The sequence below is a fragment of the Methylobacterium sp. WL64 genome (genome assembly GCF_008039945.1).
Taxonomy (GTDB): domain Bacteria; phylum Pseudomonadota; class Alphaproteobacteria; order Rhizobiales; family Beijerinckiaceae; genus Methylobacterium.
The window spans coordinates 29924-55363 of record NZ_VRVA01000028.1 but is presented as its reverse complement, the minus strand read 5'-3'; the positions used below and the strand labels follow the sequence as shown (position 1 = coordinate 55363).

The following is a 25440-nucleotide window of genomic DNA, read 5'->3' as shown; positions in this document are numbered from 1 at the left end:
CCCGCCGGAGCGCCCTCGACGCCGAGACCGGGCTGATCCGCCTGGAAGCGCGGCTCGACGGCGTGCGGGCCGCCCAGGGCGCGCGCCTCGCCCAACTGGTCGAGCGGGCCGGCGACACGGTCCGGCGCCTGCGCGGACTGATCGGCCGCACCGGCCTCGATCCCGACCGTTTCGACCGCAGCGCGGCGGGCACCGGCGGCCCGCTCGTCCCCCTCGATGCCGGCGCCCTGGACGGCATCGCCTTCGAGACCGGCTTCGACACCCACTTCGACACCCGGTTGACCCTCGCCCGCCGGGCGCTCGACGACGGCGTGCGCCTACACCAGTTCGCCGCGACGCTGCCGCTCGGCCGGCCGATACGCGGCCAGCCAACGGTGTCGAGTCCGTTCGGCACCCGCCTCGATCCGTTCACCCGGGGCCTCGCGCTCCATACCGGGCTCGACCTCAAGGCCGAGTACGGCGAGCCCGCCCGCGCCACCGCGCCCGGACGGGTCAGCACCGCGGAATTCGCGGGCGGCTACGGCAACATGGTCGAGATCGATCACGGCCATGGCGTGGTCACCCGGTTCGGGCACCTCGCCCGCATCGCCGTGCGCCCCGGCCAGCGCGTCGCCGCCGGGGACGTGCTTGGCCTGGTCGGCTCGACCGGGCGCTCCACCGGGGCGCACCTGCACTACGAGACGCGGATCGACGGCGAGCCGGTCGATCCGCAGCGCTTCCTCGAGGCCGGCGCGGACCTCGCGGCCGCGCGCCCGACGGATTGAGCCGGCGCCGGCTTCTGCGATTCATGAGAGCGTCGCGCACATGCGCGTTGCCGAATACCGGCGCTGGGTGGAGCCGCGCCCGGACGAGGAGCGCTGGGAGCTGCGCGATGGCGGGCCCATGCTGATGGCGCCGCCGAGCGCCCGGCACCATGACCAACGACCGCGGCCGCAAGCGCGCCTTCTACGCCACCGTCCCGAGCCTCCAGACCCTGCTGGTCGTCTATCGGGACGAGGCCCGGATCGAGGTCTGGCGCCGGGATGCCGGCTGGACGATGCGGGTCGCCGGGCCGGACGCGTCGATTCTCTTGCCGGAACTCGGTGGCGGCCTGCCGGTGTCCGAGGTCTACGCCCGCGTGGCGTTCTGAACCACCGCTGTTGCGGCCGCGCCCGCGGGTGCTACCATCGCGCCTGGATCGGAGGGCGGCGATGGCTTTGGCCGCGAAGCGCGAAGCGCGCATGGATGTTGCCGAGTTCAGGCATTGGGCGGAGAGCCGCCCGGATGGGGAGCGCTGGGAGCTGCTCGACGGCGACCCCGTGCTCATGGCGCCGCCGCGCGAGCGGCACCAGCGCATCGTCATGAACTTGGCCGGACGCCTGGATGCGCTCGCCGAGCCGCGGGGCTGTCGCGCCATGCCGGGGCTCGGAATCCTCAGTGCGGTGCAGGACGACTTCGTGCCGATCCCCGCCGTGGTCGTGCGCTGCGGGCCATCGCTGCCGGACGGGTACGCCGAAGACCCGCTGCTCGTCGCCGAGGTGCTGTCGCCCTCGACCATGAGCCTGGACCGGGGCCGCAAGATCGATTTCTACCGGACGGTGCCGAGCCTGCAGGTCCTGCTGATCGTCTATTCCGACGAGGTCCGGGTTGAGGTCTGGCGGCGCCGGGGCGACGACTGGAGCGTGCAGGCGCTGGGTCCCGACGGCAGCGTCGCGTTGCCGGAACTGGACGGCGCCGTGCCCGTGCCCGACATCTACCGCGGTCTCGCATCCTGAGCGGCCGCACCCGATCTCAACCGGCCGGCTTCCCCGGCCCAGCAGAGCGTCAAGGCACCGACTTGCCCCACTTCGAAGATTTCTACGCGGCCAAGCTACGCGGCGCCCTCGGCGTGACGGATGCGGAATCGGTGCTCGACCTGCGCGGCACCAACCGGGCGACCGCCGAGGCGTCGCTCAAGGACATGCTGGAGCGCAGCCGCTTCGCCAAGGGCAAGACCGTGGCGATCCGCCTGGACCCGCCCCCGGAGGGCGGTGGCGAGACCCTGTTCCAGCCCGCGGGCCGCCTGCTCCTCGACGCGAAGCGCCGCGGGCTGATCGAGCGCCTGCATACCCTGCCGGCCCAGGACGGGCTCGGCTTCTACGTCGCCCTGGCCGGCCGGGCGGACCGGACGCCGATGTGATTGGGCCGCGTGAACCGGCCCTGTGATCCGGCGCCTGCTGTAGAGCCGGCAACGGATCGCGCGTGGGCATCCGGGCGTTGAACGATCCCACGCCATCGGATCCCGCCCATGCCGTATCTAGAACCCCGACTCGCCCGGTGCCGCGCATGAGGCCCGTCCCCGGTGGCCGCAACACGATCGAGCGCATCGCCCGCTTCGGCTACGGCGCCCGCGGGACCGTCTACGTCGTGGTCGGCGCCCTGGCGCTGCTCGCGGCGATCGGCCAGGGCGGCCGGGCCGGCGACAGCAAGGATGCCCTGCGCGCGGTGCTGGCCGGGCCGTTCGGCGCGGTGGTCGTCGGGCTGATCGCCCTGGGGCTTGCCGGCTTCGCGCTCTGGCGCTTCGTCGAGGGCGTGACCGATGCCGACCGGCGGGGCACGTCCGCCAAGGGGCTGGCGGTGCGCGGCGCCCACCTGGTCAGCGCGGCGATCTATATCGGCCTCGCCGTCAGCGCGGCCTCGCTCAGCCTCGGCCTCGGCATGAGCGGCGGCGACGGCATGCACGACGGCACCGCGTGGCTCCTGTCCAAGCCGTTCGGCCGCTGGCTCGTGGCCCTGGGCGGGCTCTGCGTGATCGGCGGCGGCTTCGGGTTCCTCGGCAAGGCCTGGCGGGGCGACGTCACCGACCGGCTCGCCCTCGACGCCGAGGCCCGCGAGCGCTGGGCCGGCCCGGTCGGCCGCTTCGGCTACGCGGCCCGGGGCATCGCCTTCCTGATCATCGGCGGCTTCCTGGTTGCGGCGGCCTGGCACCAGCGCTCGTCGGATGCGAAGGGACTGACCGAAGCCTTCGCGCTGCTGCGCGCGCAGCCCTATGGCTGGATCCTGCTCGGCCTGGTCGCGGCCGGCCACGCCGCCTTCGGGGCCTTCGGGCTGATCCAGGCCCGCTACCGGCACATCGACGCCCCCGACATCGACCGGGTGGACGATGCGGCCGGGGCGGCAGTCCGGGCTCTGTCGTGAAAGATAAGTCTTTGTAAATTGTCGCCCGTGCCCCATGTAGAGTTCACCCTCCGCGCAATTCCGTGCCCTGGGCGACGACGCGGAGGCGATAATGGCCCGGACTCTTATTACTGGTCGAGCACAAACGGTTACGACCGAGGATTTCAACGAGCGCGTCAGGATCCTGCTGGTCGACAAGATCTACCCGCTCAAGGGTCGGACCTACCAAAAGAACTTCAAGACCGGCTTCTCCGGCGCGATCGTCAAGTAGGCCGTTTCGCCGGCTGGATGCCCCCGAGGCGGCCGGCTGCGCGCTGATCGCTCGCGTTGACAGGGCGGGTGCCGCGGCGGATACCGCGCGGCACCCCATCCGGCCCCCGATGCAGCAGCGCTTCTACAAGATCGCGGTGATGGTGGCCCACGACCTCGCGGCGACCGCCGCCGCCGTGGTGCTCACCTTCCTGTTCCGCTTCCAGGGCGGCATGCTGGCCGAGCGCCTGCACGCCCTGCCGCTCCTGCTGCCGCCCTTCCTCCTCTTCGCCGGCCTGGTCTACGGCCGGTTCCGGCTGTACCGGACCAAGTGGCGCTTCGCCTCGCTGCAGGACCTCGCCGGGATCGTCCGGGCCGCCAGCGTCCTGGCGCTGGCCCTTCTGGTGATCGACTGGGTCCTGGTCTCGGCCGACCTGTACGGTTTCTACTTCTTCGGCAAGATCGCGATCCTTTTGTACTGGGTGCTGCAGATCTTTCTGCTCGGGGGCGCGCGCCTGGCGTTCCGGTACCTGAAGGACAGCCGCTCCCGGCAATCGAGCGCCCGGGCCGCCACTGTGCCGACGCTGCTGCTCGGGCGTGGCGCCGACATCGACGTGCTGATCCGCGCCATCGAGGCGGGCTCGGTGAAGAAGCTGGCGCCCCGGGGGATCCTGTCGCCCCGGGCGGACGAGACCGGGCAGTTCATGCGCGGCGTTCCGGTGCTCGGCGGCTTCTCGGACCTCGAGCGCGTGGTCGCCGACCTCGCGGCGGGCGGCGAGCCGGTGCGGCGGCTGGTGGCGGCCCCGAGCGCCCTCGTGCCGGAGGCCGCCCCCGACGACCTCATCGCCCGCGCCCGACGGCTCGGCCTTCCGCTCGCCCGGGTGGTCGGGCTCGGCGAGGGCGCGCAGGGTCCCGAGCTGGCGCCGCTCGAGATCGAGGACCTGCTCCTGCGCCCCACCGTGGCGATCGACCGGCCGCGGCTGGAGACGTTCCTGGCCGGCCGCCGGGTGGTGGTGACGGGCGGCGGCGGTTCGATCGGCTCCGAGATCTGCCTGCGGGCCGTGGCCTTCGGGGCCGCCGCGGTGCTGGTGCTCGAATCCTCGGAGCCGGCCCTGCACGACATCCTGAGCCACCCGGCGATCCTGTCCGCCCAGGCCACGGTGACCGGCGTCCTCGCCGACATCCGCGACCGGGAGCGGGTCCATCAGGTCATCGCGGCGTTCCGGCCCGAGTGCGTGGTCCACGCCGCCGCGCTCAAGCAGGTGCCCTACCTGGAGCGTGACTGGCAGGAGGGCATCAAGACCAACGTGTTCGGCTCGATCAACGTCGCAGACGCCGCGGTGGCGGCCGGCGCCCGGGCCCTCGTGATGGTCTCCACCGACAAGGCGATCGAGCCGGTGTCGCAGCTCGGCGTCACCAAGCGCTTCGCCGAGATGGTCGCCCAGGCGCTCGACGCCGAGCAGTCGGCCCGCCCAGGCCACCCCACGCGGCTGATCGCCGTGCGCTTCGGCAACGTGCTCGGCTCCGTCGGCTCGGTGGTGCCGGTGTTCAAGGCGCAGATCGCCCGCGGGGGGCCGGTCACGGTCACCGATCCCGACATGGTCCGCTACTTCATGACCGTGCGCGAGGCCTGCGACCTCGTGCTGACGGCCGCCTCGCACGCGGACGGCGAGGGCCGTGCCGCCCCGGAGGCGGATCGCGCCGCGGTCTACGTGCTCAAGATGGGCCAGCCGGTCCGGATCGCCGAACTCGCCGAGCGCATGATCCGGCTGGCCGGGTTCGAGCCGGGGGCGGAGATCGAGATTGCCTATACCGGCGCCCGGCCCGGCGAGCGCCTCAACGAGATCCTGTTCGCCCGGGAGGAGCCCCGGGTCACCCTGCCGGGCATCGACGGGGTGATGGCGGCCCGCCCGGTCTTCGCCGACCGGGCCCGGCTCGACGCCTGGGTGGCGCAGCTGCGGGCGGCCGTCGCGGCGGGTGACCGGGAAGCCGCGGAAGCCGTGTTCGAGGCGGCGGTGCCGCATTTCCGCGAACGCCATGCGCAACGGCCGGCCGGGCGGAATCCTGCCCCGGCCGGGGCGGCGGTCGAGGCCGGGCCTATGGCGGGTGCGGCGAGCGCTGCGATCGGCTGATCGGGCCGGCGGCTCCGACACGACGGAAAGTCCTGGCAGGCCGCCGCGCGATCAGCGCCCCACCTCCGTAAAGAGCTGGGGCAGCTCGGCGATCATCGCCACGCGCGCACGGATCCCGGCCGGCCCGGCCTCGCGCCGGTCGTCCTGGATGAGGCGCGCGAAGGCCACGGTCTGGGGACCGCGGCGTGCCAAGCCGACGAACCATCCATAGCCATGCGCTTCGTCGAGGGAGCTGTCCGGGTTGCGCGGGAACCCGGTGCCGGTTTTGCCGTGGATCTCCCAGCCATCCGAGGGGGCCTCGATCCGGGTAAGGGTTTCGGTCATCGCCAGAGCCGCGTCTGAGACGGGCAGGTCATGCCGGACGAGCCGGCTCAGGAAAGCGACCTGCTCCAGCGGGCTGATCGCCAGGGATGAACTCAGCCACGCTCGCGTCAAACCGTCCGCTTGGCCGGCATCGCCCGACACGTCCGCATTGCCGTACCTGAACCGGGTCACATAGGCTCGGAACCGATCCGCGCCGAGGGCGCGTGTGATCCGCTGCGAGTACCAGACCACCGAATCGCGGATCCAGCTCTCGGGATCGACGGTCTTCCGCCAAGCCGGATTCCAGGCGGCGTCGCCCTCGCGGAACGGGAGGGCCGGGTCGTGCACGTCCGCGAGGAAGCCGCCATCGAAGCCCATCAGACTGATGGCGATCTTGAACGTCGAAGCCGGCGTGACCCGCCGGCTGCAATCGCCGCGCTGGAGCAGGATGCGACCGTCCGTGGCATCGGCAAGCGCGGTACAGACAACGTCACTCGCATGCGTCGGGCCGGCGAGCGCGACAATGCCCAGGGCGAGAATTGCCGAAATCCGCATGTCGATCGTGCGCCTCGTCAGGACGTAGGGCGTGGGCTCGGGCAGGCTGCCGGCGGCGCTCAGCCCCCGTCCCGCGCCAGCCGGGCCAGCCCGTCCCGGGTCGGCGCGGCCGGGCGCCATCCCAGCGCCGCGAGGCCGTCGGCGCGGGCTTCCAGGCCCTCCGCGACGCGGGCGAACAGAGCCTCCCGGCCGGTCAGCCGGCAGGCGAGGCCGAGGAGCCCGGCCGGCACCGGGACCAGGCCGGGCTTGCGGCCGAGGCCGGTGCGCAGCGCCGCGATCATCTCGGCCAAGCTCAACGGGTCCGGGTCGGCGGCGATCAGCGCGGCGCGGAGTGTGTCGGGCGCCCGCAAAACCGCGTCCACGGCGCCCGACAGGCTCTCCAGGGAGATCAGCGAGCGCCGCGCCGCCAGCCCGCCGAGCGGCAGGGGGTAGGGGCTGCGGGCGAGCCGCAGCAGCGCGGCCATATTGCCCTTCACGCCGGTGCCGTAGACCAGGACCGGGCGGAGGGCGACCCAGTCGAGCCCGGTCTCGGCCAGCGCCCGCTCGGCCTCCAGCTTGGAGCGGCCGTAGGCATCGGTGGGCCGGGGCTCATCGCCCTCCCCGACCACGCCGGGCGCGCTGGCGCCGACCTGCGCGCGGATCGAGGACAGGAACACGAACCGGCGCACCCGCGCGCGGGACGCCGCCTCCGCGAGCTTGCGCGTCGCTTCGGTGTTGAGCGTCCGGTAATCGTCCTCGGGGGCCCCCGACAGGGACGTGGTGAGGTTGGCGTGGGCGAGGCCCGCCGAGTGCACCACCGCGTCGACGCCTGCGAGCGCCGCCGCCATGTTGATCGGGCGGGTCAGGTCGCCGACCACCGCGCTCGCGGCGCCCTCCGGCAGCGCGGTCGGCCGGCGCAGCAGCACCCGGACCCGGTAGCCGCGCGCGGTGAGGTCGGCGAGCAGGTGGCGGCCGATGAAGCCGGTGGCCCCGGTGAGCGCGATCAATCCGGTCACGGGCGTGCGGCACCTTCGGCTGGAGCCGGCGCGGGGGCGCGGGCGAAGCGGCGGAGCAGGGCCGCGACCAGGGCGAGCCCAGCCGCGAGCGCTCCGAGCGTGACCGGCCAGGACGGCCAAAGCAAGGTCGCGGCGGCGAGCCCGGCCAGCACGAGGTTGACCCCGAACAGCCGCGCCAGGACGCCGGGGACGGTCAGGCCGTGATCGGTGGCGCGCTGGTAATGATGGCCGCGATGCGCCTCCCAGACCCGCTCGCGCCGGGCCACCCGGGCGGCGAGCGTCAGGCTGGCATCGGCGAGGTAGGCGAGCGGCAGCAGCAGCGCCGCGGCGAGCCCCCCCGCCAGGGCGAGCTGGCACAGCAGCCAGGCGGTGACGAGCCCGACCGGCAGCGAGCCGACATCCCCGAGGAAGAGACTTGCCACCGGCCGGTTGAACGGCGCGAAGCCCAGCATCGACCCGAGCAGGCAGGCCGCCACCAGCGCCGGCAGCGCCGGCAGGTATCCGGCGAGCCCGAGCAGCAGCAGCGCGCCCGAGACCGGGACGATCTCGGCCACCGTCATCCAGTCGAGCCCGTCCATGAAGTTCGTCAGGTTGACGAACCAGATCCCGGCCAGCAGCGCGAGGCCGCGCTCGAGCCACAGGGGCGCCCCGGGCAGCAGACGGCCGTCGAGGTGCCAGACCAAAACGCCGACCACGCCCGCCTGAACGGCGAGCCGCAGGCCGGCCGGCAATGGCCGCAGGTCGTCCACGGCGCCGAGCAGCGCCAGGACCAGGGTGCCGCTCGCGAGCCGGACCCAGTCCGGCCGGCCGCCGATCTCCGGCGCCGCGATCAGCAGCCCCGAGATCGTCACGAGCGCGGTCACCACGGCGATCCCGCCCCCCTGGGGCGTCGGCACGGTGTGGCTCGACCGCGCGTTCGGCCGCGCCAGGGCGTAGCGCTGCAGCACCGGCCGCAACCGCAGGATCAACCCGGCCGACAGGGCGGCCGCGAGCGGGACGGCGAGGAGGAGGATCGTGTCGAGCGCGGACGGCATCGCGCCGTCCTACGCGATCCGGGGCGTGCCCGGGAAGGCGCGCCAGCCCGCCTCCCGGTCGGGATGCGCCTCAATAAACCTGCGCGCCCTCCCGCGGCGGTTCCGCCGGGCCCGACGCACGGTCCAGGCTCTTGTTCACCACCTTGGCCAAGCCGATCATGATCGCGTCGATGGCGTAGTCCTTGGGCGTGTAGACCGCGCGCACGCCCATGTTCTTCAGGACCAGCTCGTCCTCGGGCGAGATAATGCCGCCGACCACCACCGGGATGTGGTCCAGCCCCGCCTCGCGCATCTGGGCGCGGACCTCGCGCACCAGCGGCACGTGGCTGCCCGACAGGATCGACAGCCCGACCACGTGGGCGCCGGTCTCCTTGGCCTTCGCGACGATCTCGGCCGGGGTCTGCCGGATGCCGTCGTAGGTGACGTCGAAGCCGACGTCCCGGGCGCGCAGCGCGATCTGCTCGGCGCCGTTCGAGTGGCCGTCGAGGCCGGGCTTGCCGACCACCAGCCGCGGGGTCTCGCCCAGGCGCTCCCCGAGATCGGCGATCAGGAGCTTGGCCTCGTCGGCCGCCCCGGAGGAGACGGTCTCGGGGCTGACCCCGGTGGGCGCCCGGTACTCGCCGAACACCTGGCGCAGGCGCTCGCCCCACTCGCCCGTGGTGACCCCCGCCTTCGCGGCCTCGATCGAGACCGGCATGATGTTGGCGCCGGAGCGCGCGGCCTGCTCCAGGGCGTCGAGCGCCCGGCCGACCGCCTGGGCGTCGCGCTTGCCCCGCCAGTCGCGGATGCGCCCCTGCGCCTCCATCTCCACCGTCTCGGACACGGAGAAGATCGCGCCCTCCCCGGCGGTGAGCGGCGAGGGCTCGCCCTGCTGCCACTTGTTCACGCCGACGACGATCTGCTCGCCGGCCTCGATCGCCGAGATCCGCTTGGCGTTCGACTCGACCAGGGCGCGCTTCAGGGCGCCGGTCTCCACCGCGGCGACCGCGCCGCCGATGCCGCCGATCCGCTCCAGCTCGGCCCGGGTCTGCACCTTCAGCGCCTCGACCTTGGCCTCGATCACGTGGCTGCCGTCGAAGATGTCTTCGTATTCGAGCAGGTCGGTCTCGAAGGCCAGGATCTGCTGCATGCGCATGGACCATTGCTGGTCCCAGGGCCGTGGCAGGCCGAGCGCCTCGTTCCAGGCCGGCAACTGCACGGCCCGGGCGCGGGCGCGCTTCGAGAGCGTCACGGCCAGCATCTCGATCAGGATGCGGTGGACGTTGTTTTCCGGCTGCTGTTCCGTCAGCCCGAGGCTGTTGACCTGGACCCCGTAGCGAAAAATGCGCTTCTTCGGGTCGTCGATGCCGTAGCGCTCCTGGGCGATCTCGTCCCAGAGCTCGGCGAACGCCCGCATCTTGCAGATCTCGGTGACGAACCGCAGCCCGGCATTCACGAAGAACGAGATCCGGCCGAACACGTCGGAGAAGCTCTTTTCGTCGAATTCCGGGTCGTCTCGCACCGTGTCGAGCACCGCGATCGCGATGGCCAGCGCGTAGGACAGCTCCTGGACCGGCGTCGCCCCCGCCTCCTGCAGGTGGTAGGAGCAGACGTTCATCGGGTTCCACTTCGGCACGTTCTTGGTCGTGAATAGGATCACGTCCTTGGTGAGCCGGAGCGAGGGCGCGGGTGGGAACACGTAGGTCCCGCGCGACAGGTACTCCTTGATGATGTCGTTCTGGGTCGTGCCCTGGAGCGCGTCCAGCGGGGCGCCCTGCTCCTCGGCCACCGCCAGGTAGAGCGCCAACAGCCACGGAGCCGTGGCGTTGATGGTCATCGAAGTGTTCATCTGGGCGAGCGGGATGTCCTGGAACAGGGCCCGCATGTCGCCGAGATGCGCGATCGAGACGCCGACCTTGCCGACCTCGCCGCGCGATAGCTCGTGGTCCGGGTCGTAGCCGGTCTGGGTCGGCAGGTCGAAGGCCACCGACAGGCCGGTCTGGCCCTTGGCGAGGTTGCCCCGGTAGAGCTTGTTCGACTCCGCCGCGGTCGAGTGCCCGGCATAGGTGCGGATGATCCAGGGCTTGTCGCGGCTCGACGTGTCGCCCTTGGTCTCCGCGACGCTCGCGCCCATCGTGGCCTCCCTGTGGTCTTGTTCACTATCCGCGCCCGGGGCGCAGTCTTGGCCGCACCGTAGCGAAGGCAGCCGAGCGCGTCATCCGTGACAGACGGGCAAGACGGCCCGGGAGGGCTCGGAAAGACTTTAAAAAACTTGTGCGGGCCGGCAGCCGGATTTGAAGGGCCCGGCCGATCAGCGCGGCAGCATGAGCGCGCGCGGGGCGCCCTCCTTCGGGCCGTCGAAGAACACCAGCACCCGCTGCCCGTCCGAACGCTCGTCGAGGGGCAGCAGCGCCTCCGGCTTCTCCCGGTCCGGGTAGCCGGGCAGATCGAGGCGCTTGCGCAGCGCGCCCGTGCCGTCCCACGCGAACACCGTATAGTCGCCGGCCGCGACCGCCCCGCCCTCCGGGTCGTGCATCGGCCCCGCCAGGATCAGGAAGCCGTCCGGCACGGCCACGAGGTCGCGCACGCCCCGCTTCTGCCCGCGGCTGTCCGGGCCCAGCGCCACCGTGGCGAGGGTCCCGGCGGCCGGCTTGCCGTCGAACAGGCCGGCGAGGGGCACCGACACGACCGCGGCGCCGCCATCCGCCAGCACGGGGCCGCGCAGGCCGGCATGGAGCCGGCCGGCCCGCACCGCCACGCCCTCGATGGTGACGCCGCCCTCCTCCAGGGCCCTGTCGTGGAAGGGCGCCAGCGCCGGGATGTCGGCGATGATTCGCGCCAGCGCCGCCGTACCGGTGATCTCGGGCTCGGCGCGAAGCTGGCCGGTCTCCGGGTCCACGGCGTTGGGATCGAGGCGGATGCGGAACAGGTGCCGGGTCGCCTCGGCCCGCGCGTCGCCCTCGGCGTCCTGGCCGTGCTCGCGCCGGGGGCGGCCATGCGAGCCGATGACGTAGAAGGCGCCGTCCGCATAGGCCACGCCCTCGGCGTCGAGTTCCAGCGGCTTGCCGTTTCGGGTGGCGTCGATCAGCCGGATGAAGCGTCCGGCCACGAGGCTGCCGTCCCGCAGGATCGCCACCTGGGCGCCCTGCGACTCGTCGTCGGCCACGAGGCAGATCCGCGGGAAGCCGGTATCGGTGGCGCAGGCGATGCCGCTCACATCCCGGGCCTTCTCGCTCCGCTCCGCCTCGGCGGGATGTTTTGGGTCGGGCTCGCCGAGGAGCTTGCCGCTGACCTTCCACGGCTTGGACTGATCCTTTGCCGAGACTGTCACCGGCAGCGCCGCGAGCCCGCAAGCGAGCGCGATCCGGAGCAGACCCGTCTCGGCCGGGCGGCCGAGGATGGCGCTGACGTTGAGCATGGCGCGGCACATCCCCGGAGCGGAGTCTCGATCCGCTCGCGATAGTCCAAAGCCGCTCCCGACGCACCCGACGCGGCGTCGGTCGAGCGGATGCCCTGTGGCCGCAGCGCCGTGTCCGGGCTCATCGGTGGTATAAAGTCTACCGGACGGTCTGGCGTCCCGTTCCGGAAGGTCTCGGGTCCGGTCGGCGGTGAGCCCCCGCCGAATAATACTTGGTCGGTTCGCAAGCCGAATTTGAATACGTCGGCGCCGGCCTTGGGCAGGGCGCTTTTTCACGTTCGAAACCCTCCGATTTCGACTTTCGGCCCACTTGGACGCCTCCGACATCGCCGCTATAGCGCGGGAGAGAACCGCGGCCGTGAGAACAGCGCGGGATGAGAGGAGAGCGAGATGGCTGCGAGCGGTGCGGTCCGTCCGGCGGACGGTGAGGTCAAGGATCTCTACGAGATGGGCGAGATCCCGCCGCTGGGTCACGTGCCGGCCAAGATGTACGCCTGGGCGATCCGGCGCGAGCGTCATGGCCCCCCGGAGCAATCCCACCAGCTCGAAGTGCTGCCGGTGTGGGACATCGGCGACGACGAGGTGCTGGTCTACGTCATGGCCGCGGGCGTGAACTACAACGGCGTCTGGGCGGGCCTGGGCGAGCCGATCTCGCCCTTCGACGTGCACAAGGGCGAATACCACATCGCCGGCTCGGACGCCTCCGGCATCGTCTGGAAGGTCGGCGCCAAGGTGAAGCGCTGGAAGGTCGGCGACGAGGTCATCGTCCACTGCAACCAGGATGACGGCGACGACGAGGAGTGCAACGGCGGCGACCCGATGTTCTCGCCGAGCCAGCGCATCTGGGGCTACGAGACGGGCGACGGCTCGTTCGCGCAGTACTGCCGGGTGCAGTCGCGCCAGCTCATGCACCGGCCCAAGCACCTCACCTGGGAGGAGGCGGCCTGCTACACGCTGACCCTGGCTACCGCCTACCGCATGCTGTTCGGCCACGCGCCGCACACGGTCCGGCCCGGCCAGAACGTGCTGATCTGGGGCGCCTCCGGCGGTCTCGGCGTGTTCGGCGTGCAGCTCTGCGCGGCCTCGGGCGCCAACGCCATCGCGGTGATCTCGGACGATTCGAAGCGCGACTACGTGATGAGCCTCGGCGCCAAGGGCGTCATCAACCGCAAGGACTTCAACTGCTGGGGGCAGTTGCCCACGGTGAACTCGCCCGAGTTCCACGCCTGGACCAAGGAGGCGCGGAAGTTCGGCAAGGCGATCTGGAACATCACCGGCAAGCAGGATGTCGACATCGTCTTCGAGCATCCCGGCGAGGCGACCTTCCCGGTCTCGGCCCTGGTGGTGAAGCGCGGCGGCATGGTGGTGTTCTGCGCCGGCACCACCGGCTTCAACATCACCTTCGACGCCCGCTACGTCTGGATGCGCCAGAAGCGGATCCAGGGCTCGCACTTCGCCCACCTCAAGCAGGCCTCGGCGGCGAACCAGTTCGTGATGGACCGCCGGGTCGACCCGTGCATGAGCGAGGTGTTCCCCTGGGACAAGATCCCCCAGGCCCACACCAAGATGTGGAAGAACCAGCACCCGCCCGGCAACATGGCCTGCCTGGTCAACTCTCCGCGCGCCGGCCTGCGCACGGTCGAGGACGTGATCGAGGCCGGTCCGCTCAAGCGCTGACGCCCCCCCCGGCCTCCGCCCGCATGCGGAGGCCGGATCGCCGGCCCCGGCCACTGCTCGCCTCTTCCTCCCCCCTCTTGCCCCGGGCCCGGCCCGGCGCGAGAACGGCCGCGCTTGTTCCAGCACCCCCGCCGGGGCGATGACCGATTCGGCGTGAGGGGCGCGGACGCGCAGGGTGACGGGCGCAGCGCCCGGACCCGGCATCGGGGGTTATGGCATTGGCCGGCGACGAAGAATCCTACGTGTACGACGAGGCCACGGGCGAGTGGCTCCCGCCTGGCCAGGCCGCCGCGGCGCCGGCCCGGGCCGAGGCCCGCGACGCGGCCGGCAACGTCCTGGCCGACGGCGACGCGGTCACGCTGATCAAGGACCTCAAGGTCAAGGGCGCGAACCAGACCCTGAAGCAGGGCACGGTCATCCGGTCGATCCGGCTCACGGACGATCCCGAAGAGATCGATTGCCGCCACGACACGATCAAGGGGCTCGTCCTGCGCACCGAGTTCGTGCGCAAGCGCTGAGCCCATCCGGAGGAGACGGCGGCGGAGAAATTCTACCGCTTGCGCGTCTCTTCCTGCGGCAGGTGCCGCCCGTAGGTTTCCTGCTTCTCGGCCCGTTCCTGGATCAGGTTGGCATAGGCCTGCCGCATCTCCGGGGAGACGCTGACGCTCTTGCCCTTGGTGGGCTTGCGCTTGGGCGCCTTCTTGAAGGTGTTGCTCGTCTCGCTCATGCCGGGCTCCGCGTCGGACCATGGCGGCGGCGCGCGGCCGGCAGGAGGTCCGAGACGATTCGGAATCCGGGCCGGCCCGCGAGGCCGGACCCCTGCCCTCTAGCGCATCGCGCGGCCGCGTGCACGGGCCTGCGGGGCGGTTCGAACAGATTCCGCGCACGCGCCCGGTCTGGCGCGCGCGCGGAGGCTCTGCCAAGGTTGCCGCGGTGCAAGGTTACCGCGGTGTGTGTCGAGGGCGGCGATGGCTTCGCGCGGGGCAGGATACGATCCGGGTCCGGAGACGCCCCCGTGGGGCCGGTGGACGATGCCTCTGCTGGCGGCCCTGCTGCTCGCGGGCCTGACGGCGCCGGCGTTCGCCCAGGATCGCCCGGTGCCGACCCGGCCGGCCCAGCCCGTTCCGAAGGCTGCCCCCCCTGCCCGCCTGCCCGATCCCGCCTTCGAGGCGACCAGGGTCGCGTTCGAGGCGCTGCCCGAGGCGGAGCGCAAGGCGGTCCAGGACGCGCTGGTCTGGACCGGTGATTTCAACGCCGTGGTCTCGGGGGCGTTCGGGCGCCGGACCTTCGACGCGCTGACGGCCTACCGCGCCCGGGCCGGCGGGGCCGATCCCCTGGAGCCGCGCGGCCGGGCGGCGCTGCTGGCGGCGGGCGCGGCGGCCAAGGCGGCGGCGCGCTTCCGGGTCGCCGTCGATCCGGCGAGCGGTGCGATGATGGGCGTGCCCGAGCGCCTGTTCTCGAAGCGCACGGCCCTGCAGGCCGGCACCCGCTGGCAGAGCGCGGACGGGCGCGTGACCCTGGAATCCCGTGCCATCCCGCCCGGGGGCGAGACCCTGGACGGCCTGTTCGACCAGCTGACCGCGCCGCTGCCCGCCCGCAAGGTCACCTACAAGCTGCGCCGGCCGGACTCCCTGGTGGTCACCGCCGAGACCGGAACCGGCCTGTCCTACGTTCGGTACGATGCCGGGCCGCAGGGCGTGCGCGGCTTCCTGATCGGGTACGACCGGGCGCTCGCCGCGGAGGTCGGCCGTCTGGTGATCGCGGTGGCCAACGCCTTCGCGCCGTTCCCGACGGCTGCCGCCCCCGAGCCCGCGAAGGTCGCCGCGGACCTGCCGCCGGCATCCGCCGCGGCGGTGCCGCCCACGAGCGCCGCCGGCGCGGAGGCCGGGACCGGACTTGTGATCGCGCCGGGGCGCGTCCTCACCGCCGCTTCGGTGCTGGAGGGGTGCCCCGCGCCGCGCGTCGGGGCGGTACCCGCCCGGGTGATCGCGACCGACCCGGCCGGGCTCGCCCTGCTCGAGGCGGCGGGCATCCCGGTCCCGATCCGGGTGCCGGTCCGGACCGATACGCTCGCCGCCGAAGAGGTTCTGATCGCGTTGGCCCCGGGCTCGGACGGGGTTCTGGCCGCGCCAGCCACGGCCGTAGCCGGCGGCGTGATCGCGCCGCTCCAGCCGGGCTCCGCGGGAGCGCCTTTGCTCGACCGGTCGGGGCGGCTCGTCGGGCTCGTCGCCCGCTATCCGGCGGCGGTGCGGCGTGTCGCCGGCATCGTGCCGCCCGCGCGCCTGGCCCTGGTGCCGGCCCAAGCGATCGCGGCGTTCCTGGCCGGCCAGGGTGTGGCCGAGGCGAAGCCGGCCCCGAATTCCGGGCCCGGCGCGGTGGCCCCGGCCGTCGTCGGGATCAGCTGTCGATAGGGCCCGCCTCGCGGACCGGGGAACGTTCCCCGATCCATGAAGCGGGCACGCTGCTTCGGACGCGCCCGCCGAACCGGAGACGCTTCGGCGGGGCTGCGTCCGAGGGGCGCTTACAGGCGGCCGGTCACCAGCAGCACGATCAGCACGATGAGCAGGATGCCGCCGAGGCCGAAGCCGGGGCCGCGATAGGCGCCGCCGCCCAGGAAGCCGCCGCCGCCGAAGGCCAGGATGATCAGGATGATGAGGAGAATGGTAACGAGGGACATAAACAGGCTCTCCGGACGGTCGCTGTTGTTGCGAGCGTGACCGTTGAAACGCTGCGACAATCCGTTCCGTTCAACGCCGGACCGCACTTTTGCGGGGATATTCGCCGGCTGACGCAGTAGATCTCAGGCGTGCCAATCCGGCAACACATCCTGCGGTGCTGCGAGCCAGTCCGGGACCGGCAGGCCGCGCTCGGTCAGGAAGGCCGGATTGAACAATTTCGAGGCGTAGCGCGCCGCCCCGTCGCACAGGATCGTCGCCACCGTGTGGCCGGGACCGAGCTCCCGGGCCAGCCGGATCGCCCCGGCGACGTTGATGCCGGACGAGCCGCCGAGCGACAGCCCCTCCTCCCGCATCAGGCCGAAGACGATGTCCAGCGCCTCGCGGTCCGGGATCCGGAAGGCGTGGTCCGGGGTGAAGCCCTCGAGGTTGCGGGTGATGCGGCCCTGGCCGATCCCCTCGGTGATCGACGAGCCCTCCGCCTTCAGGGTGCCGGTGGTGTAGTGGGCGTAGAGGGCCGATCCCTCCGGGTCGGAGAGCGCGATGCGCACGCCCGGGTTCCGGGCCCGCAGGGCCGCCGCGGTGCCGGCCAGCGTCCCGCCGGTCCCGGCCGCGCAGACGAAGCCGTCGACCCGGCCGCCGGTCTGCTCCCAGATCTCGGGCCCGGTCCCGTCCACGTGGGCCTGCCGGTTGGCGACGTTGTCGAACTGGTCGGCGAAGAATGCCCCGTTCGGCTCCGTGGCGGCGAGTTGCTCCGCCAGCCGCCGGGCGACGTGAACGTAGTTGTTCGGGTTGGAAAACGGCACCGCCGGCACCTCGACCAGGCGGGCGCCGGCGAGCCGCAGGGTCTGCTTCTTCTCCTCGGACTGGGTGACCGGGATGACGATCAGCGTCCGGTAGCCGCGCACGGAGGCCACCAGGGCGAGGCCGATGCCGGTATTGCCTGCGGTGCCCTCCACAATGGTGCCGCCCGGCCGGATCAGCCCCTTCGCCTCGGCATCCTGCACGATGGACAGCGCCGCCCGGTCCTTCACCGACAGTCCGGGATTCAGGAACTCGGCCTTACCCAGGATCTCGCAGCCGGTCTCCTCGGACGCCCGGCGCAGGCGGATCAACGGCGTGCCGCCGACCGCGGAGAGGACATCGGACTGGGCGGTGCGATTCAGGGTCGTCATGGGCTGGAGCCTAGGTGGATGTGCAGCGTCTGCGAGGTTCACCCGAACACATGCCCCCCGTTGATCCGCAGGCCCACCGGGTGGCCGGCCGGATGGCGGATCCCGTCGAAATCCTCCACCGCGAGCACCCGCCCCTCGGTATCGACCACCTCGATGCGCTGGCGGCCCTGGCTGCGGTAGGAGCTGCGCACGGTGCCGGACAGGTGCGCCGCCTCGAACTCGGCGAGCTGCAACTGCCACGGCCGGACGTAGAGCTTGACCGGGCCGATGATCCCGGCCGGCGCGGCGACGGGCGTCTCGCGGCCACGCACCAGGACACGGCCGCCCTCCGCGAGGGCTTCCACCTCGACGTGATCGCCCAAAAACTTCATAACGGTCGCGGAGGCCGGGTGCTCCTGGACCTCGTCCGGGGTGCCGACCTGCTCGAGGCGGCCGCGGTCGAGCACGGCGACCCGGTCCGACAGCTCCAGGGCCTCGTCCTGGTCGTGAGTGACGAAGATCGTGGTCTGGCCGGTGCGGTCGTGGATCTCGCGCAGCCAGCGGCGCAGGTCCTTGCGGACCTGGGCATCCAGCGCGCCGAAGGGCTCGTCCAGCAGCAGGACCCGCGGCTCGACGGCGAGCGCGCGCGCGAGCGCCACCCGCTGGCGCTGGCCGCCGGAGAGTTGCGACGGGAAGCGGTCGCCGAAGCCCGAGAGCCGGATCAGGTCGAGCAGGTCGCCGACCCGGCGCTTGATCTCAGGCTTGGCCGGCCGCTCGGCCCGGCGCCGCGCGTTCAGCCCGTACGCGATGTTGTCGGCCACGCTCATGTGCTTGAACAGGGCGTAGTGCTGGAACACGAAGCCCACCGCCCGCTCCTGCACGGCAAGCCCCGTGGCGTCGTCGTCGCCGAACAGGATCCGGCCCCGGTCCGGCGCGTCGAGCCCGGCGATGATCCGCAGCAGGGTCGTCTTGCCCGAGCCCGAGGGGCCGAGCAGGCCGAGCAGCTCCCCCGCCCGCACGTCGATCGACAGGTCGTGCAGCACCGCGGCCGTGTCGAAGGTCTTCGAGACGTTCTCGACCCGGATCGCCGTCGAGGGACGGTCAGTGGGCGCGGCCGTGCGCAAGGTCGCCCGCGAAGCGCCATTCGAGGAAGGATTTGAGGACGAGGGTGATGAGGGCAAGGACGGCGAGGAGCGAAGCGACGGCGAAGGCGGCGACGAAGTTGTACTCATTGTAGAGGATCTCCACGTGGAGTGGGATGGTGTTGGTCAGGCCGCGGATGTGGCCGGACACCACCGACACCGCCCCGAATTCGCCCATCGCCCGGGCATTGCAGAGGAGCACGCTGTAGAGCAGGCCCCAGCGGATGTTGGGCAGCGTCACCGTGCGGAACGCGTGCAGGCCCGAGGCGCCGAGCGTCAGCGCGGCCTCCTCCTCCGCGGAACCCTGTTCCTGCATCAGCGGGATCAGCTCGCGGGCCACGAACGGGAAGGTGACGAACACCGTGGCGAGCACGATCCCCGGCAGGGCGAACAGCACCTGGAACCCGTGGTCCATGAGCCAGGTGCCGAACAGGCCCTGCGAGCCGAACAGCAGCACGTAGATCAGCCCAGAGACCACCGGCGAGACCGAGAACGGCAGGTCGATCAGGGTGATCAGCAGCGACTTGCCGGGGAACTCGAACTTGGCGATCGCCCAGGAGGCCGCCAGGCCGAACACCACGTTGAACGGCACCGCGATCGCCGCCACCGTCAGGGTCAGGCGGATCGCGCTCCAGGCATCCGGCTCCCGGAACGCCGCCAGGAAGGCATCGAGCCCCTTCGAGAGCGCCTGGGTGAACACCGCGAGCAGCGGCAGCACCAGGAACAGCGCCGGGAAGGTGATCGCGATCCCGATCAGGACGAGCCGGGTTCCGGCGCCCTCCGAGGCGACGGGCTCCGCCCGCGTGGCCGGCGCGACGGTCGGGGAGAAGATCTCAGACATAGCCGAAGCGCCTCCGGCTCCAGGCCTGGATCAGGTTGATGGCGAGCAGGGTCAGGAACGAGATGCCCAGCATGATCGTGGCGATGGCCGCCGCGCCGCCGTAGTCGAACTCGGACAGCTTGATCACGATCAGCAGCGGCGCGATCTCCGAGACGTAGGGCAGGTTGCCGGCGATGAAGATGATCGAGCCGTATTCGCCGACCCCCCGGGCGAAGGCCAGGGCGAACCCGGTGAGCACAGCCGGGATCAGCGGCGGCAGCACCACCCGGGTCAGGGTCCCGAGCCGGGTGGCGCCCAGGGTGGCGGAGGCCTCCTCGATCTCCTTGTCGATCTCGGCGATCAGCGGCTGCACGGTCCGCACCGCGAAGGGCAGCCCGATGAACACCATGGCGATGAAGATCCCCACCGGCGTGTAGGCCGCCTGGATGCCGAGACGGGCGAGCGGCGCGCCGAGCAGCCCGTCCGGCGCGTAGAGCGCGGCGAGCGCGATGCCGGCCACGGCGGTCGGCAGGGCGAAGGGCAGGTCGACCGCCGCGTCGACGATCTTCCGGCCCGGGAAGCGGTAGCGGGTCAGGACCCAGGCGACCAGGAAGCCGAACACCGAGGCGGTGAGCGCCGCGACCGCGGAGACGCCGAAGCTGAGCTTCAGGGCGCTGGCCACCCGCGGATCGGTGGCCACGTACCAGATCCCCGAGAGCCCGAGGCCGGACGCCTTGGCCACGAGCCCGGCGAGCGGCAGCAGCACGACGAGCCCGAGGCAGGTCAGCGTGTAGCCAAAGCTGAGCCCGAAGCCCGGGATCACGCTGGGACGGCGGAAGGTCCGTTTGCGACGCGGTGTCTCGACCATGGTTCCCGCCTCAGCGGCCGGCCCGGCTCAACCGGTCGAACAGGCCGCCGGCGTCGAAGTTCCGCTTCTGGATCTCGTCCCAGGACCCCTGCATGTCCTCGATCTTGAACAGCTTGATTTCGGGGAGCTGGGCGAGGTCGGCCGGCGCCGCCGCCTCGCGGCGGATCGGGCGGTAATGGTGCTTGGCGAAGATCGCCTGCGCGCGGTCGCTGTAGAGGAAATCGAGATAGGCCTGGGCGGCCTTGGTGGTGCCCTTGCGCTCGGCGTTCACCGCCACGAGGGCCACCGGCGGCTCGGCGTAGATCGAGGTCGGTGGCGAGACGATGTCGAACTTGTCGGCGCCGAACTCCTGCAGCACCAAGTAGGCCTCGTTCTCCCAGGTCGGCAGCACGTCGCCGAGCCCGCGCTGCGCGAAGGTTACGGTCGAGCCGCGCGCCCCGGTGTCGAGCACGGGCACGTTCTTGTAGATCTGGCCCACGAAGGCATCCGCCTTGGCGGTGTCCTTGTCCTGGCCGTAGGCGTAGCCCCAGGCGGCCAGGAAGTTCCAGCGTCCGCCGGCCGAGGTCTTCGGGTTGGGGGTGATCACCTTCACGTCGGGCTTGGTCAGGTCGGCCCAGTCCTTCACGCCCTTCGGGTTGCCCTTGCGGACCAGGAACACCACCGTCGAGGTGTAGGGCACGGCCTCGTTGGGAAGCTTGCTGCGCCAGTCGTCGGGGATCTTGCGGGTGAGCTTGGCGATGGCGTCGATATCCGACGGGATGCCCAGCGTGACCACGTCGGCGTCGACGCCGTCGATCACAGTCCGGGCCTGTGCACCCGAGCCGCCATGCGAGGCGCGCACGGTGATCGCCTCGCCGGTCTTGGCCTTCCACGCCTCGGCGAAGACCGCGTTGATCTCGCGATAGAGTTCCCGGGTCGGGTCGTAGGAGACGTTCAGCAGTGCGGTCTCGGCGTTTGCCGGCAGGAGCCCGCTCAGCAGGCCGGCGCCGACCAGCATCGAGAGGCCGAGCGCCCCCACAACCCGGTTCCGTGCCGCACCGTTCTTCGTCACGTCGATTCTCCCCGCCGGCCACGGTTGCGCTGCAAAGAGGCGCACGCCAGGGACCCTGGATCGTTCGTTTTACCGAACGAAGTCAAGCCAGGCGGCGGCTCTCGCATCGTCGTGCGCTTGAAGCAGGATCGGCGGAATTCCCGGAAACACAAGCGTGTCCGAGTTCGCCGCTCGGCGGAGCACATGGATCTTCTCCCGCAGAATGCGCAGGGAGAAGAATGTCGCCACAGGAGCGAGTTTCATAGAAAGAACGACTTGGTGTGCGCTGACGCACCTGCCGCGTGATGCCGTCTGGGCCCGCGCGCTTCCGCGATCTTCAGAGGGGCGCGGCTTACGGCTTCGCTTTACCGAGCTGCTTCACCAGGGCTTCGAGGCGCTGGTCGATCGGCGCAGCGAACGTGTCGGCGTAGACCGAGCGCAGGTTCTGCCCGAGATGCCGCCGCACGCTCGGGCTGAGCGGGGCCACGGTCGAGGAGGCGGTCTCTTCGGAGGGGCGCTCCGGATACGACTTCGTCATGATCCCGAGGCTCCCGTGTGTCCCGCCCTGAGAATGGCAAAGCTTGGTTAAGAGACCGTCACGGATGGCCGATGTCCGCGCTCGGAACTGGCCACGCCGGGGGCACGTTGCCGGCCATGACCCCTCGCGCAGATCGGATTCACCCTTTGTCCCGCTCGATGTCCCTGACCCTCTCGGCATTCCTGATGGTGGCCGCGACGGCTGCGCCTGCCCTGGCCCAGACCAAGCCCGGCGAGATCAAGGGCATCGACGCCATGGGCGACAAGTCGCGCAGCGCCCAGGATGGCTGGAGCCAGGCCCCCGTTCCCCGCGAGCAGTCGGCCGCCAAGGACGCGCCGAACCCGGGTGGCCACTCCATCGACGAGAACGCCAAGCGGCCCGTCCCCGGCGCCAACACCGGCGGGTCTTCGGCGACGGAGCCGCAGGCACCGCTGGACCACCGCACCGGCGGCCCCTCCGGCACGAACCCGGCCGCGCCCTCGAAGTGAGAAAGGCCAACGCGCTCAAGGCGATGGTGCCGAATCCAAGGGGCCGATCAACTTAAAACATCAGCGGGCTGTGTGTCACGCAACCACACTTGCCTCGTGCACGCTTTTTTGGGACACACTGGAATTATACCAGATCGCCTTTAAGGAGCGGAGATGACGGTCCAGGTCTCTAGGCGTGGCCTGCTCAAAGGGGCCGGCGCCGGCCTCGCGGGCGGCTCGCTCGGCGCACTCGGCTTCGGCGGCCTTCAGCCGGCCATGGCCGCCGCAGTGCGGCCGTTCAAGCTCGCGCAGATGCGCGAGACCCGCAACACGTGCCCGTACTGCTCGGTGGCGTGCGGCGTCATCCTGTACAGCCTCGGCGACCGCTCGAAGAACGCGCGCTCCTCGGTGATGCATGTCGAGGGTGACCCCGATCACCCGGTCAACCGCGGCACCCTCTGCCCGAAGGGCTCGGCGCTGCTCGACTTCGTGCATTCGGAGACCCGCACGAAGTACCCGCTCTACCGCGCCCCGGGCACGTCCGCGTTCAAGCGCGTCTCCTGGGACTTCGCCCTCGACCGGATCGCCACCCTCCTCAAGGAGGATCGGGACAAGAACTTCCTGGCCAAGAACGAAGAGCTCACGGTCAACCGCTGGACCACGACGGGCTTCCTCGGCGCCTCGGCCACCACCAACGAGACGGCCTGGCTGACCTACAAGACAGTCCGCAGCATGGGTGCCCTGGTCTTCGATAATCAGGCCAGAGTTTGACACGGTCCGTCGGTCGCCAGTTTGGCGCCCTCCTTCGGACGCGGTGCGATGACCAACCTCTGGATGGACATCAAGCACGCGGACGTGATTACCGTGATGGGCGGCAATGCCGCCGAAGCGCATCCGTGCGGATTCAAGTGGGTCGTCGAGGCGAAGGCCCATAACAACGCCAAGCTCATCGTCGTCGACCCGCGCTTCACCCGCACGGCGTCGGTGGCCGACCTGTACTGCCCGATCCGGCAGGGGACTGACATCGCGTTCCTGTCCGGCGTCGCGAAGTACCTGATCGACAACGACAAGCTGCAGCACCGCTACGTCGCGGCCTATTCCAACGCGGGCTACGTCGTCCGAGAGGGCTACGATTTCAGCGAGGGCCTGTTCGCCGGCTACGACGCCGACAAGCGCGACTACGACAAGACCACCTGGGACTACGAGATCGGTCCCGATGGCTACGCCGTGGTCGACGAGACGATGCAGCATCCGCGCTGCGTCATGCAGCTCCTGAAGAAGCACATCGCCATCTACACGCCCGAGATGGTGGAGCGGATCTGCGGCTCGCCGAAGGAGACCTTCCTGAAGGTCTGCGAGCTGATGGCGACCACGTCGTCCCCTGAGCGGACGATGGCCTCGCTCTACGCGCTCGGCTGGACGCACCACTCCAAGGGCTCGCAGAACATCCGCTCGATGTGCATCGTCCAGACGTTGCTCGGCAACATCGGCATGCTCGGCGGCGGGATGCAGGCGTTGCGCGGTCACTCCAACATCCAGGGGCTGACCGATCTCGGGCTGATGTCGAACCTCATCCCGGGTTATCTCAACCTGCCCGTGGAGAAGGAGCCGGACTACGCGAGCTACATGGCCAAGCGGCAGTTCAAGCCGCTGCGCCCGGGGCAGACCAGCTACTGGCAGAACTACAACAAGTTCTTCGTCTCGTTCCAGAAGATGATGTGGGGCGATAAGGCGACGAAGGAGAACGACTGGGCCTACGATTACCTGCCCAAGCTCGACGTGCCGACCTACGACGTGATCCGTGGGTTCGAGCTCGCCAAGCAGGGCAAGATGACGGGCTACATCATCCAGGGCTTCAACCCCCTGCTGTCGTTCCCGAACCGCGCCAAGATGACGGAAGCCTTCTCCAAGATGAAGTTCATCGTGGTGATGGATCCGCTCAAGACGGAGACCGCCCGGTTCTGGGAGAACCACGGCGAGTACAACGACGTCGACCCGACCAGGATCCAGACCGAGGTATTCGAGCTGCCGACCACCCTGTTCGCGGAGGAGGAGGGCTCGCTGTCGAACTCCAGCCGCTGGCTGCAGTGGCACTGGCAGGCCCAGGAGGCTCCGGGCGAGTGCCGCTCGGACATCGAGATCATGTCGGAGATCTTCCTCCGCGTGAAGGCGGCCTACAAGAAGGACGGCGGCGCGTTCCCGGACCCGATCGTCAACCTGAAATGGGACTACGCCATCGCCGAGTCGCCGACGCCGACCGAGCTCGCCCGCGAGCTCAACGGCTACACGGTGGCGCCGACGCCCGACCTCAACGGGACCGTCATGCCGGCGGGCCGGCAACTCGACGGCTTCGCCCAGCTCAAGGACGACGGCACGACCGCCTGCGGGTGCTGGATCTACTCGGGCTGCTACACCGAGAAGGGCAACACCATGGCCCGCCGGGACAACACCGATCCCGGCGACCGCGGCATCGCGCCGAACTGGGCCTTCGCGTGGCCGGCCAACCGGCGCGTGCTCTACAACCGGGCGTCCTGCGACCCGGAGGGCAAGCCCTGGTCGGAGAAGAAGAAGCTCATCGAGTGGAACGGCAAGCAGTGGATCGGCTTCGACGTCCCGGATTACGGCGTCACCGTCGCCCCCGATAAGGGCGTCGGCCCGTTCATCCTGAACCAGGAGGGCGTCGCCCGCCTGTGGACCCGGGGGCTCATGCGCGACGGGCCGTTCCCGACGCACTACGAGCCGTTCGAGTCGCCGATGGCCAACATCCCGTTCCCGAAGATCAAGGGCGCCCCGGCGGCCCGGATCTTCAAGGACGACCTGGCCGATCTCGGCGACGCGACCGAGTTCCCCTACGCGGCGACCAGCTACCGACTGACCGAGCACTTCCACGGCTGGACCAAGCACGCCCGGATCAACGCGATCCTCCAGCCCGAGGCCTTCGTGGAGATCTCGGAGGAGCTCGCGAAGGAGAAGGGCATCGCCAAGGGCGGCTGGGTCCGCGTCTGGTCGAAGCGCGGCTCGCTCAAGGCCAAGGCGGTGGTGACGAAGCGGATCAAGCCGCTGATCTGCGACGGCAAGCCCGTCCACGTCGTCGGCATCCCGCAGCACTGGGGCTTCATGGGCCTGACGAAGAAAGGATGGCACCCGAACTCGCTGACGCCCGTGGTGGGTGACGCGAACACCGAGACGCCGGAGTTCAAGGCCTGGCTCGTGAATATCGAGCCGACCACGCCGCCGTCCGACGCGGTCGCCTGAGGGGAGCTGACAGC

The 25440-nt window shown here is 70.9% G+C and carries 24 protein-coding genes and 1 pseudogene; 12 read left to right on the top strand and 13 right to left on the bottom strand.

Features of this window, described 5'->3' with window-relative positions; all coding sequences use genetic code 11:
* From FV242_RS14655 to FV242_RS14630, 7 genes and pseudogenes are all read left to right on the top strand, one after another.
* Nucleotides 1-764 (top strand): M23 family metallopeptidase (locus tag FV242_RS14655; RefSeq protein WP_147939423.1); only part of this gene is annotated, 764 nt, incomplete at its 5' end.
* A 40-nt stretch (nt 765-804) separates the two neighbouring features.
* A pseudogene (locus FV242_RS14650) lies at nt 805-1129 on the top strand (hypothetical protein).
* A gap of 61 nt (nt 1130-1190) precedes the next feature.
* Nucleotides 1191-1754, top strand: coding sequence for a Uma2 family endonuclease (locus FV242_RS14645; protein ID WP_147939422.1), 564 nt, complete (start codon nt 1191-1193; stop codon nt 1752-1754).
* Nucleotides 1755-1816: 62 nt separating this feature from the next.
* Complete coding sequence (locus FV242_RS14640) at nt 1817-2158, top strand: hypothetical protein (RefSeq protein WP_147910761.1); 342 nt, start codon at nt 1817-1819, stop codon at nt 2156-2158.
* 146 nt (nt 2159-2304) lie between these two features.
* Entirely contained in the window at nt 2305-3156 is an 852-nt protein-coding gene (locus FV242_RS14635; protein ID WP_147910760.1) for a DUF1206 domain-containing protein, read from the top strand.
* A gap of 91 nt (nt 3157-3247) precedes the next feature.
* Nucleotides 3248-3406 (top strand): hypothetical protein, encoded by a 159-nt coding sequence (locus FV242_RS34550; RefSeq protein ID WP_187193597.1) that lies wholly within the window; start codon nt 3248-3250, stop codon nt 3404-3406.
* Nucleotides 3407-3515: 109 nt separating this feature from the next.
* Complete coding sequence (locus FV242_RS14630; RefSeq protein ID WP_147939421.1) at nt 3516-5516, top strand: SDR family NAD(P)-dependent oxidoreductase; 2001 nt, start codon at nt 3516-3518, stop codon at nt 5514-5516.
* Between the two features lie 51 nt (nt 5517-5567).
* Here the strand turns inward: FV242_RS14630 and blaOXA are convergent, their stop codons facing one another.
* The 5 genes from blaOXA to FV242_RS14605 all read right to left on the bottom strand — a co-directional run bounded on the left by blaOXA (nt 5568) and on the right by FV242_RS14605 (nt 11800).
* A complete protein-coding gene (blaOXA, locus tag FV242_RS14625; protein ID WP_147910758.1) occupies nt 5568-6374 on the bottom strand; it encodes a class D beta-lactamase in 807 nt (268 codons plus the stop codon).
* Between the two features lie 59 nt (nt 6375-6433).
* Nucleotides 6434-7369, bottom strand: coding sequence for an NAD-dependent epimerase/dehydratase family protein (locus FV242_RS14620; RefSeq protein WP_147939420.1), 936 nt, complete (start codon nt 7367-7369; stop codon nt 6434-6436).
* Entirely contained in the window at nt 7366-8403 is a 1038-nt protein-coding gene (locus FV242_RS14615; protein ID WP_147939419.1) for a glycosyl transferase, read from the bottom strand. The genes FV242_RS14620 and FV242_RS14615 overlap by 4 nt, the downstream gene beginning before the upstream one ends.
* Before the next feature lie 70 nt (nt 8404-8473).
* A complete protein-coding gene (locus tag FV242_RS14610) occupies nt 8474-10516 on the bottom strand; it encodes a protein meaA (RefSeq protein WP_147910612.1) in 2043 nt (680 codons plus the stop codon).
* A gap of 177 nt (nt 10517-10693) precedes the next feature.
* Nucleotides 10694-11800 (bottom strand): DUF3616 domain-containing protein, encoded by a 1107-nt coding sequence (locus FV242_RS14605; protein WP_187278424.1) that lies wholly within the window; start codon nt 11798-11800, stop codon nt 10694-10696.
* Between the two features lie 390 nt (nt 11801-12190).
* Here FV242_RS14605 and ccrA point away from each other — a divergent pair, with 390 nt between their 5' ends.
* A complete protein-coding gene (gene ccrA / locus FV242_RS14600) occupies nt 12191-13477 on the top strand; it encodes a crotonyl-CoA carboxylase/reductase (protein WP_147939417.1) in 1287 nt (428 codons plus the stop codon).
* A 218-nt stretch (nt 13478-13695) separates the two neighbouring features.
* Nucleotides 13696-13995: an alkylphosphonate utilization protein gene (locus FV242_RS14595; RefSeq protein ID WP_147939416.1), complete on the top strand. Its 300-nt coding sequence runs from the start codon at nt 13696-13698 to the stop codon at nt 13993-13995.
* A gap of 32 nt (nt 13996-14027) precedes the next feature.
* On the opposite strand, the gene FV242_RS34545 is transcribed toward FV242_RS14595, so the two are convergent.
* A complete protein-coding gene (locus FV242_RS34545) occupies nt 14028-14204 on the bottom strand; it encodes a hypothetical protein (protein WP_187193595.1) in 177 nt (58 codons plus the stop codon).
* Between the two features lie 304 nt (nt 14205-14508).
* Here FV242_RS34545 and FV242_RS14590 point away from each other — a divergent pair, with 304 nt between their 5' ends.
* Nucleotides 14509-15888 carry a serine protease gene (locus tag FV242_RS14590; protein WP_246692709.1) on the top strand — a complete coding sequence of 460 codons (1380 nt, stop codon included), beginning with the start codon at nt 14509-14511 and terminating at the stop codon, nt 15886-15888.
* A 110-nt stretch (nt 15889-15998) separates the two neighbouring features.
* Here the strand turns inward: FV242_RS14590 and FV242_RS14585 are convergent, their stop codons facing one another.
* From FV242_RS14585 to FV242_RS14555, 7 genes are all read right to left on the bottom strand, one after another.
* Complete coding sequence (locus tag FV242_RS14585; RefSeq protein WP_007563230.1) at nt 15999-16154, bottom strand: hypothetical protein; 156 nt, start codon at nt 16152-16154, stop codon at nt 15999-16001.
* Nucleotides 16155-16277: 123 nt separating this feature from the next.
* Nucleotides 16278-17327, bottom strand: a complete 1050-nt coding sequence (locus FV242_RS14580) for a cysteine synthase A (RefSeq protein WP_147939414.1) — start codon at nt 17325-17327, stop codon at nt 16278-16280.
* 38 nt (nt 17328-17365) lie between these two features.
* Nucleotides 17366-18391, bottom strand: a complete 1026-nt coding sequence (locus tag FV242_RS14575) for a sulfate/molybdate ABC transporter ATP-binding protein (protein WP_147939426.1) — start codon at nt 18389-18391, stop codon at nt 17366-17368.
* Between the two features lie 16 nt (nt 18392-18407).
* On the bottom strand, nt 18408-19289 hold the full coding sequence (gene cysW / locus FV242_RS14570; protein ID WP_147939413.1) for a sulfate ABC transporter permease subunit CysW: 882 nt from the start codon (nt 19287-19289) through the stop codon (nt 18408-18410).
* The gene (gene cysT, locus FV242_RS14565) at nt 19282-20136 is read right to left on the bottom strand and encodes a sulfate ABC transporter permease subunit CysT (RefSeq protein ID WP_147939412.1); all 855 of its coding nucleotides are present in this window, start codon (nt 20134-20136) and stop codon (nt 19282-19284) included. Before cysT ends, cysW begins: the two co-directional genes overlap by 8 nt.
* A gap of 10 nt (nt 20137-20146) precedes the next feature.
* The gene (locus FV242_RS14560; protein ID WP_147908886.1) at nt 20147-21133 is read right to left on the bottom strand and encodes a sulfate ABC transporter substrate-binding protein; all 987 of its coding nucleotides are present in this window, start codon (nt 21131-21133) and stop codon (nt 20147-20149) included.
* A 385-nt stretch (nt 21134-21518) separates the two neighbouring features.
* Complete coding sequence (locus FV242_RS14555) at nt 21519-21704, bottom strand: hypothetical protein (RefSeq protein WP_147939411.1); 186 nt, start codon at nt 21702-21704, stop codon at nt 21519-21521.
* A gap of 146 nt (nt 21705-21850) precedes the next feature.
* Here FV242_RS14555 and FV242_RS14550 point away from each other — a divergent pair, with 146 nt between their 5' ends.
* Both FV242_RS14550 and fdnG read left to right on the top strand, forming a co-directional pair.
* Nucleotides 21851-22192, top strand: coding sequence for a hypothetical protein (locus FV242_RS14550; protein ID WP_147908862.1), 342 nt, complete (start codon nt 21851-21853; stop codon nt 22190-22192).
* A gap of 153 nt (nt 22193-22345) precedes the next feature.
* On the top strand, nt 22346-25426 hold the full coding sequence (fdnG, locus tag FV242_RS14545) for a formate dehydrogenase-N subunit alpha (protein ID WP_147939410.1): 3081 nt from the start codon (nt 22346-22348) through the stop codon (nt 25424-25426).
* The last annotated feature ends 14 nt before the right edge of the window (nt 25427-25440 follow it).

Bases quoted from the DNA above. Each gene is read 5' to 3' on its own strand.
- FV242_RS14555 (WP_147939411.1), bottom strand. From the start codon at position 21,704: ATGACGAAGTCGTATCCGGAGCGCCCCTCCGAAGAGACCGCCTCCTCG.
- FV242_RS34550 (WP_187193597.1), top strand. From the start codon at position 3,248: ATGGCCCGGACTCTTATTACTGGTCGAGCACAAACGGTTACGACCGAG.
- cysW (WP_147939413.1), bottom strand. From the start codon at position 19,289: ATGTCTGAGATCTTCTCCCCGACCGTCGCGCCGGCCACGCGGGCGGAG.
- FV242_RS14560 (WP_147908886.1), bottom strand. From the start codon at position 21,133: ATGCTGGTCGGCGCCGGCCTGCTGAGCGGGCTCCTGCCGGCAAACGCC.
- FV242_RS14610 (WP_147910612.1), bottom strand. From the start codon at position 10,516: ATGGGCGCGAGCGTCGCGGAGACCAAGGGCGACACGTCGAGCCGCGAC.
- blaOXA (WP_147910758.1), bottom strand. From the start codon at position 6,374: ATGCGGATTTCGGCAATTCTCGCCCTGGGCATTGTCGCGCTCGCCGGC.
- FV242_RS14635 (WP_147910760.1), top strand. From the start codon at position 2,305: ATGAGGCCCGTCCCCGGTGGCCGCAACACGATCGAGCGCATCGCCCGC.
- ccrA (WP_147939417.1), top strand. From the start codon at position 12,191: ATGGCTGCGAGCGGTGCGGTCCGTCCGGCGGACGGTGAGGTCAAGGAT.
- FV242_RS14580 (WP_147939414.1), bottom strand. From the start codon at position 17,327: ATGACGACCCTGAATCGCACCGCCCAGTCCGATGTCCTCTCCGCGGTC.
- FV242_RS14585 (WP_007563230.1), bottom strand. From the start codon at position 16,154: ATGTCCCTCGTTACCATTCTCCTCATCATCCTGATCATCCTGGCCTTC.
- FV242_RS14645 (WP_147939422.1), top strand. From the start codon at position 1,191: ATGGCTTTGGCCGCGAAGCGCGAAGCGCGCATGGATGTTGCCGAGTTC.
- cysT (WP_147939412.1), bottom strand. From the start codon at position 20,136: ATGGTCGAGACACCGCGTCGCAAACGGACCTTCCGCCGTCCCAGCGTG.
- FV242_RS14615 (WP_147939419.1), bottom strand. From the start codon at position 8,403: ATGCCGTCCGCGCTCGACACGATCCTCCTCCTCGCCGTCCCGCTCGCG.
- FV242_RS14630 (WP_147939421.1), top strand. From the start codon at position 3,516: ATGCAGCAGCGCTTCTACAAGATCGCGGTGATGGTGGCCCACGACCTC.
- FV242_RS14605 (WP_187278424.1), bottom strand. From the start codon at position 11,800: ATGCTCAACGTCAGCGCCATCCTCGGCCGCCCGGCCGAGACGGGTCTG.
- FV242_RS14590 (WP_246692709.1), top strand. From the start codon at position 14,509: ATGCCTCTGCTGGCGGCCCTGCTGCTCGCGGGCCTGACGGCGCCGGCG.
- FV242_RS34545 (WP_187193595.1), bottom strand. From the start codon at position 14,204: ATGAGCGAGACGAGCAACACCTTCAAGAAGGCGCCCAAGCGCAAGCCC.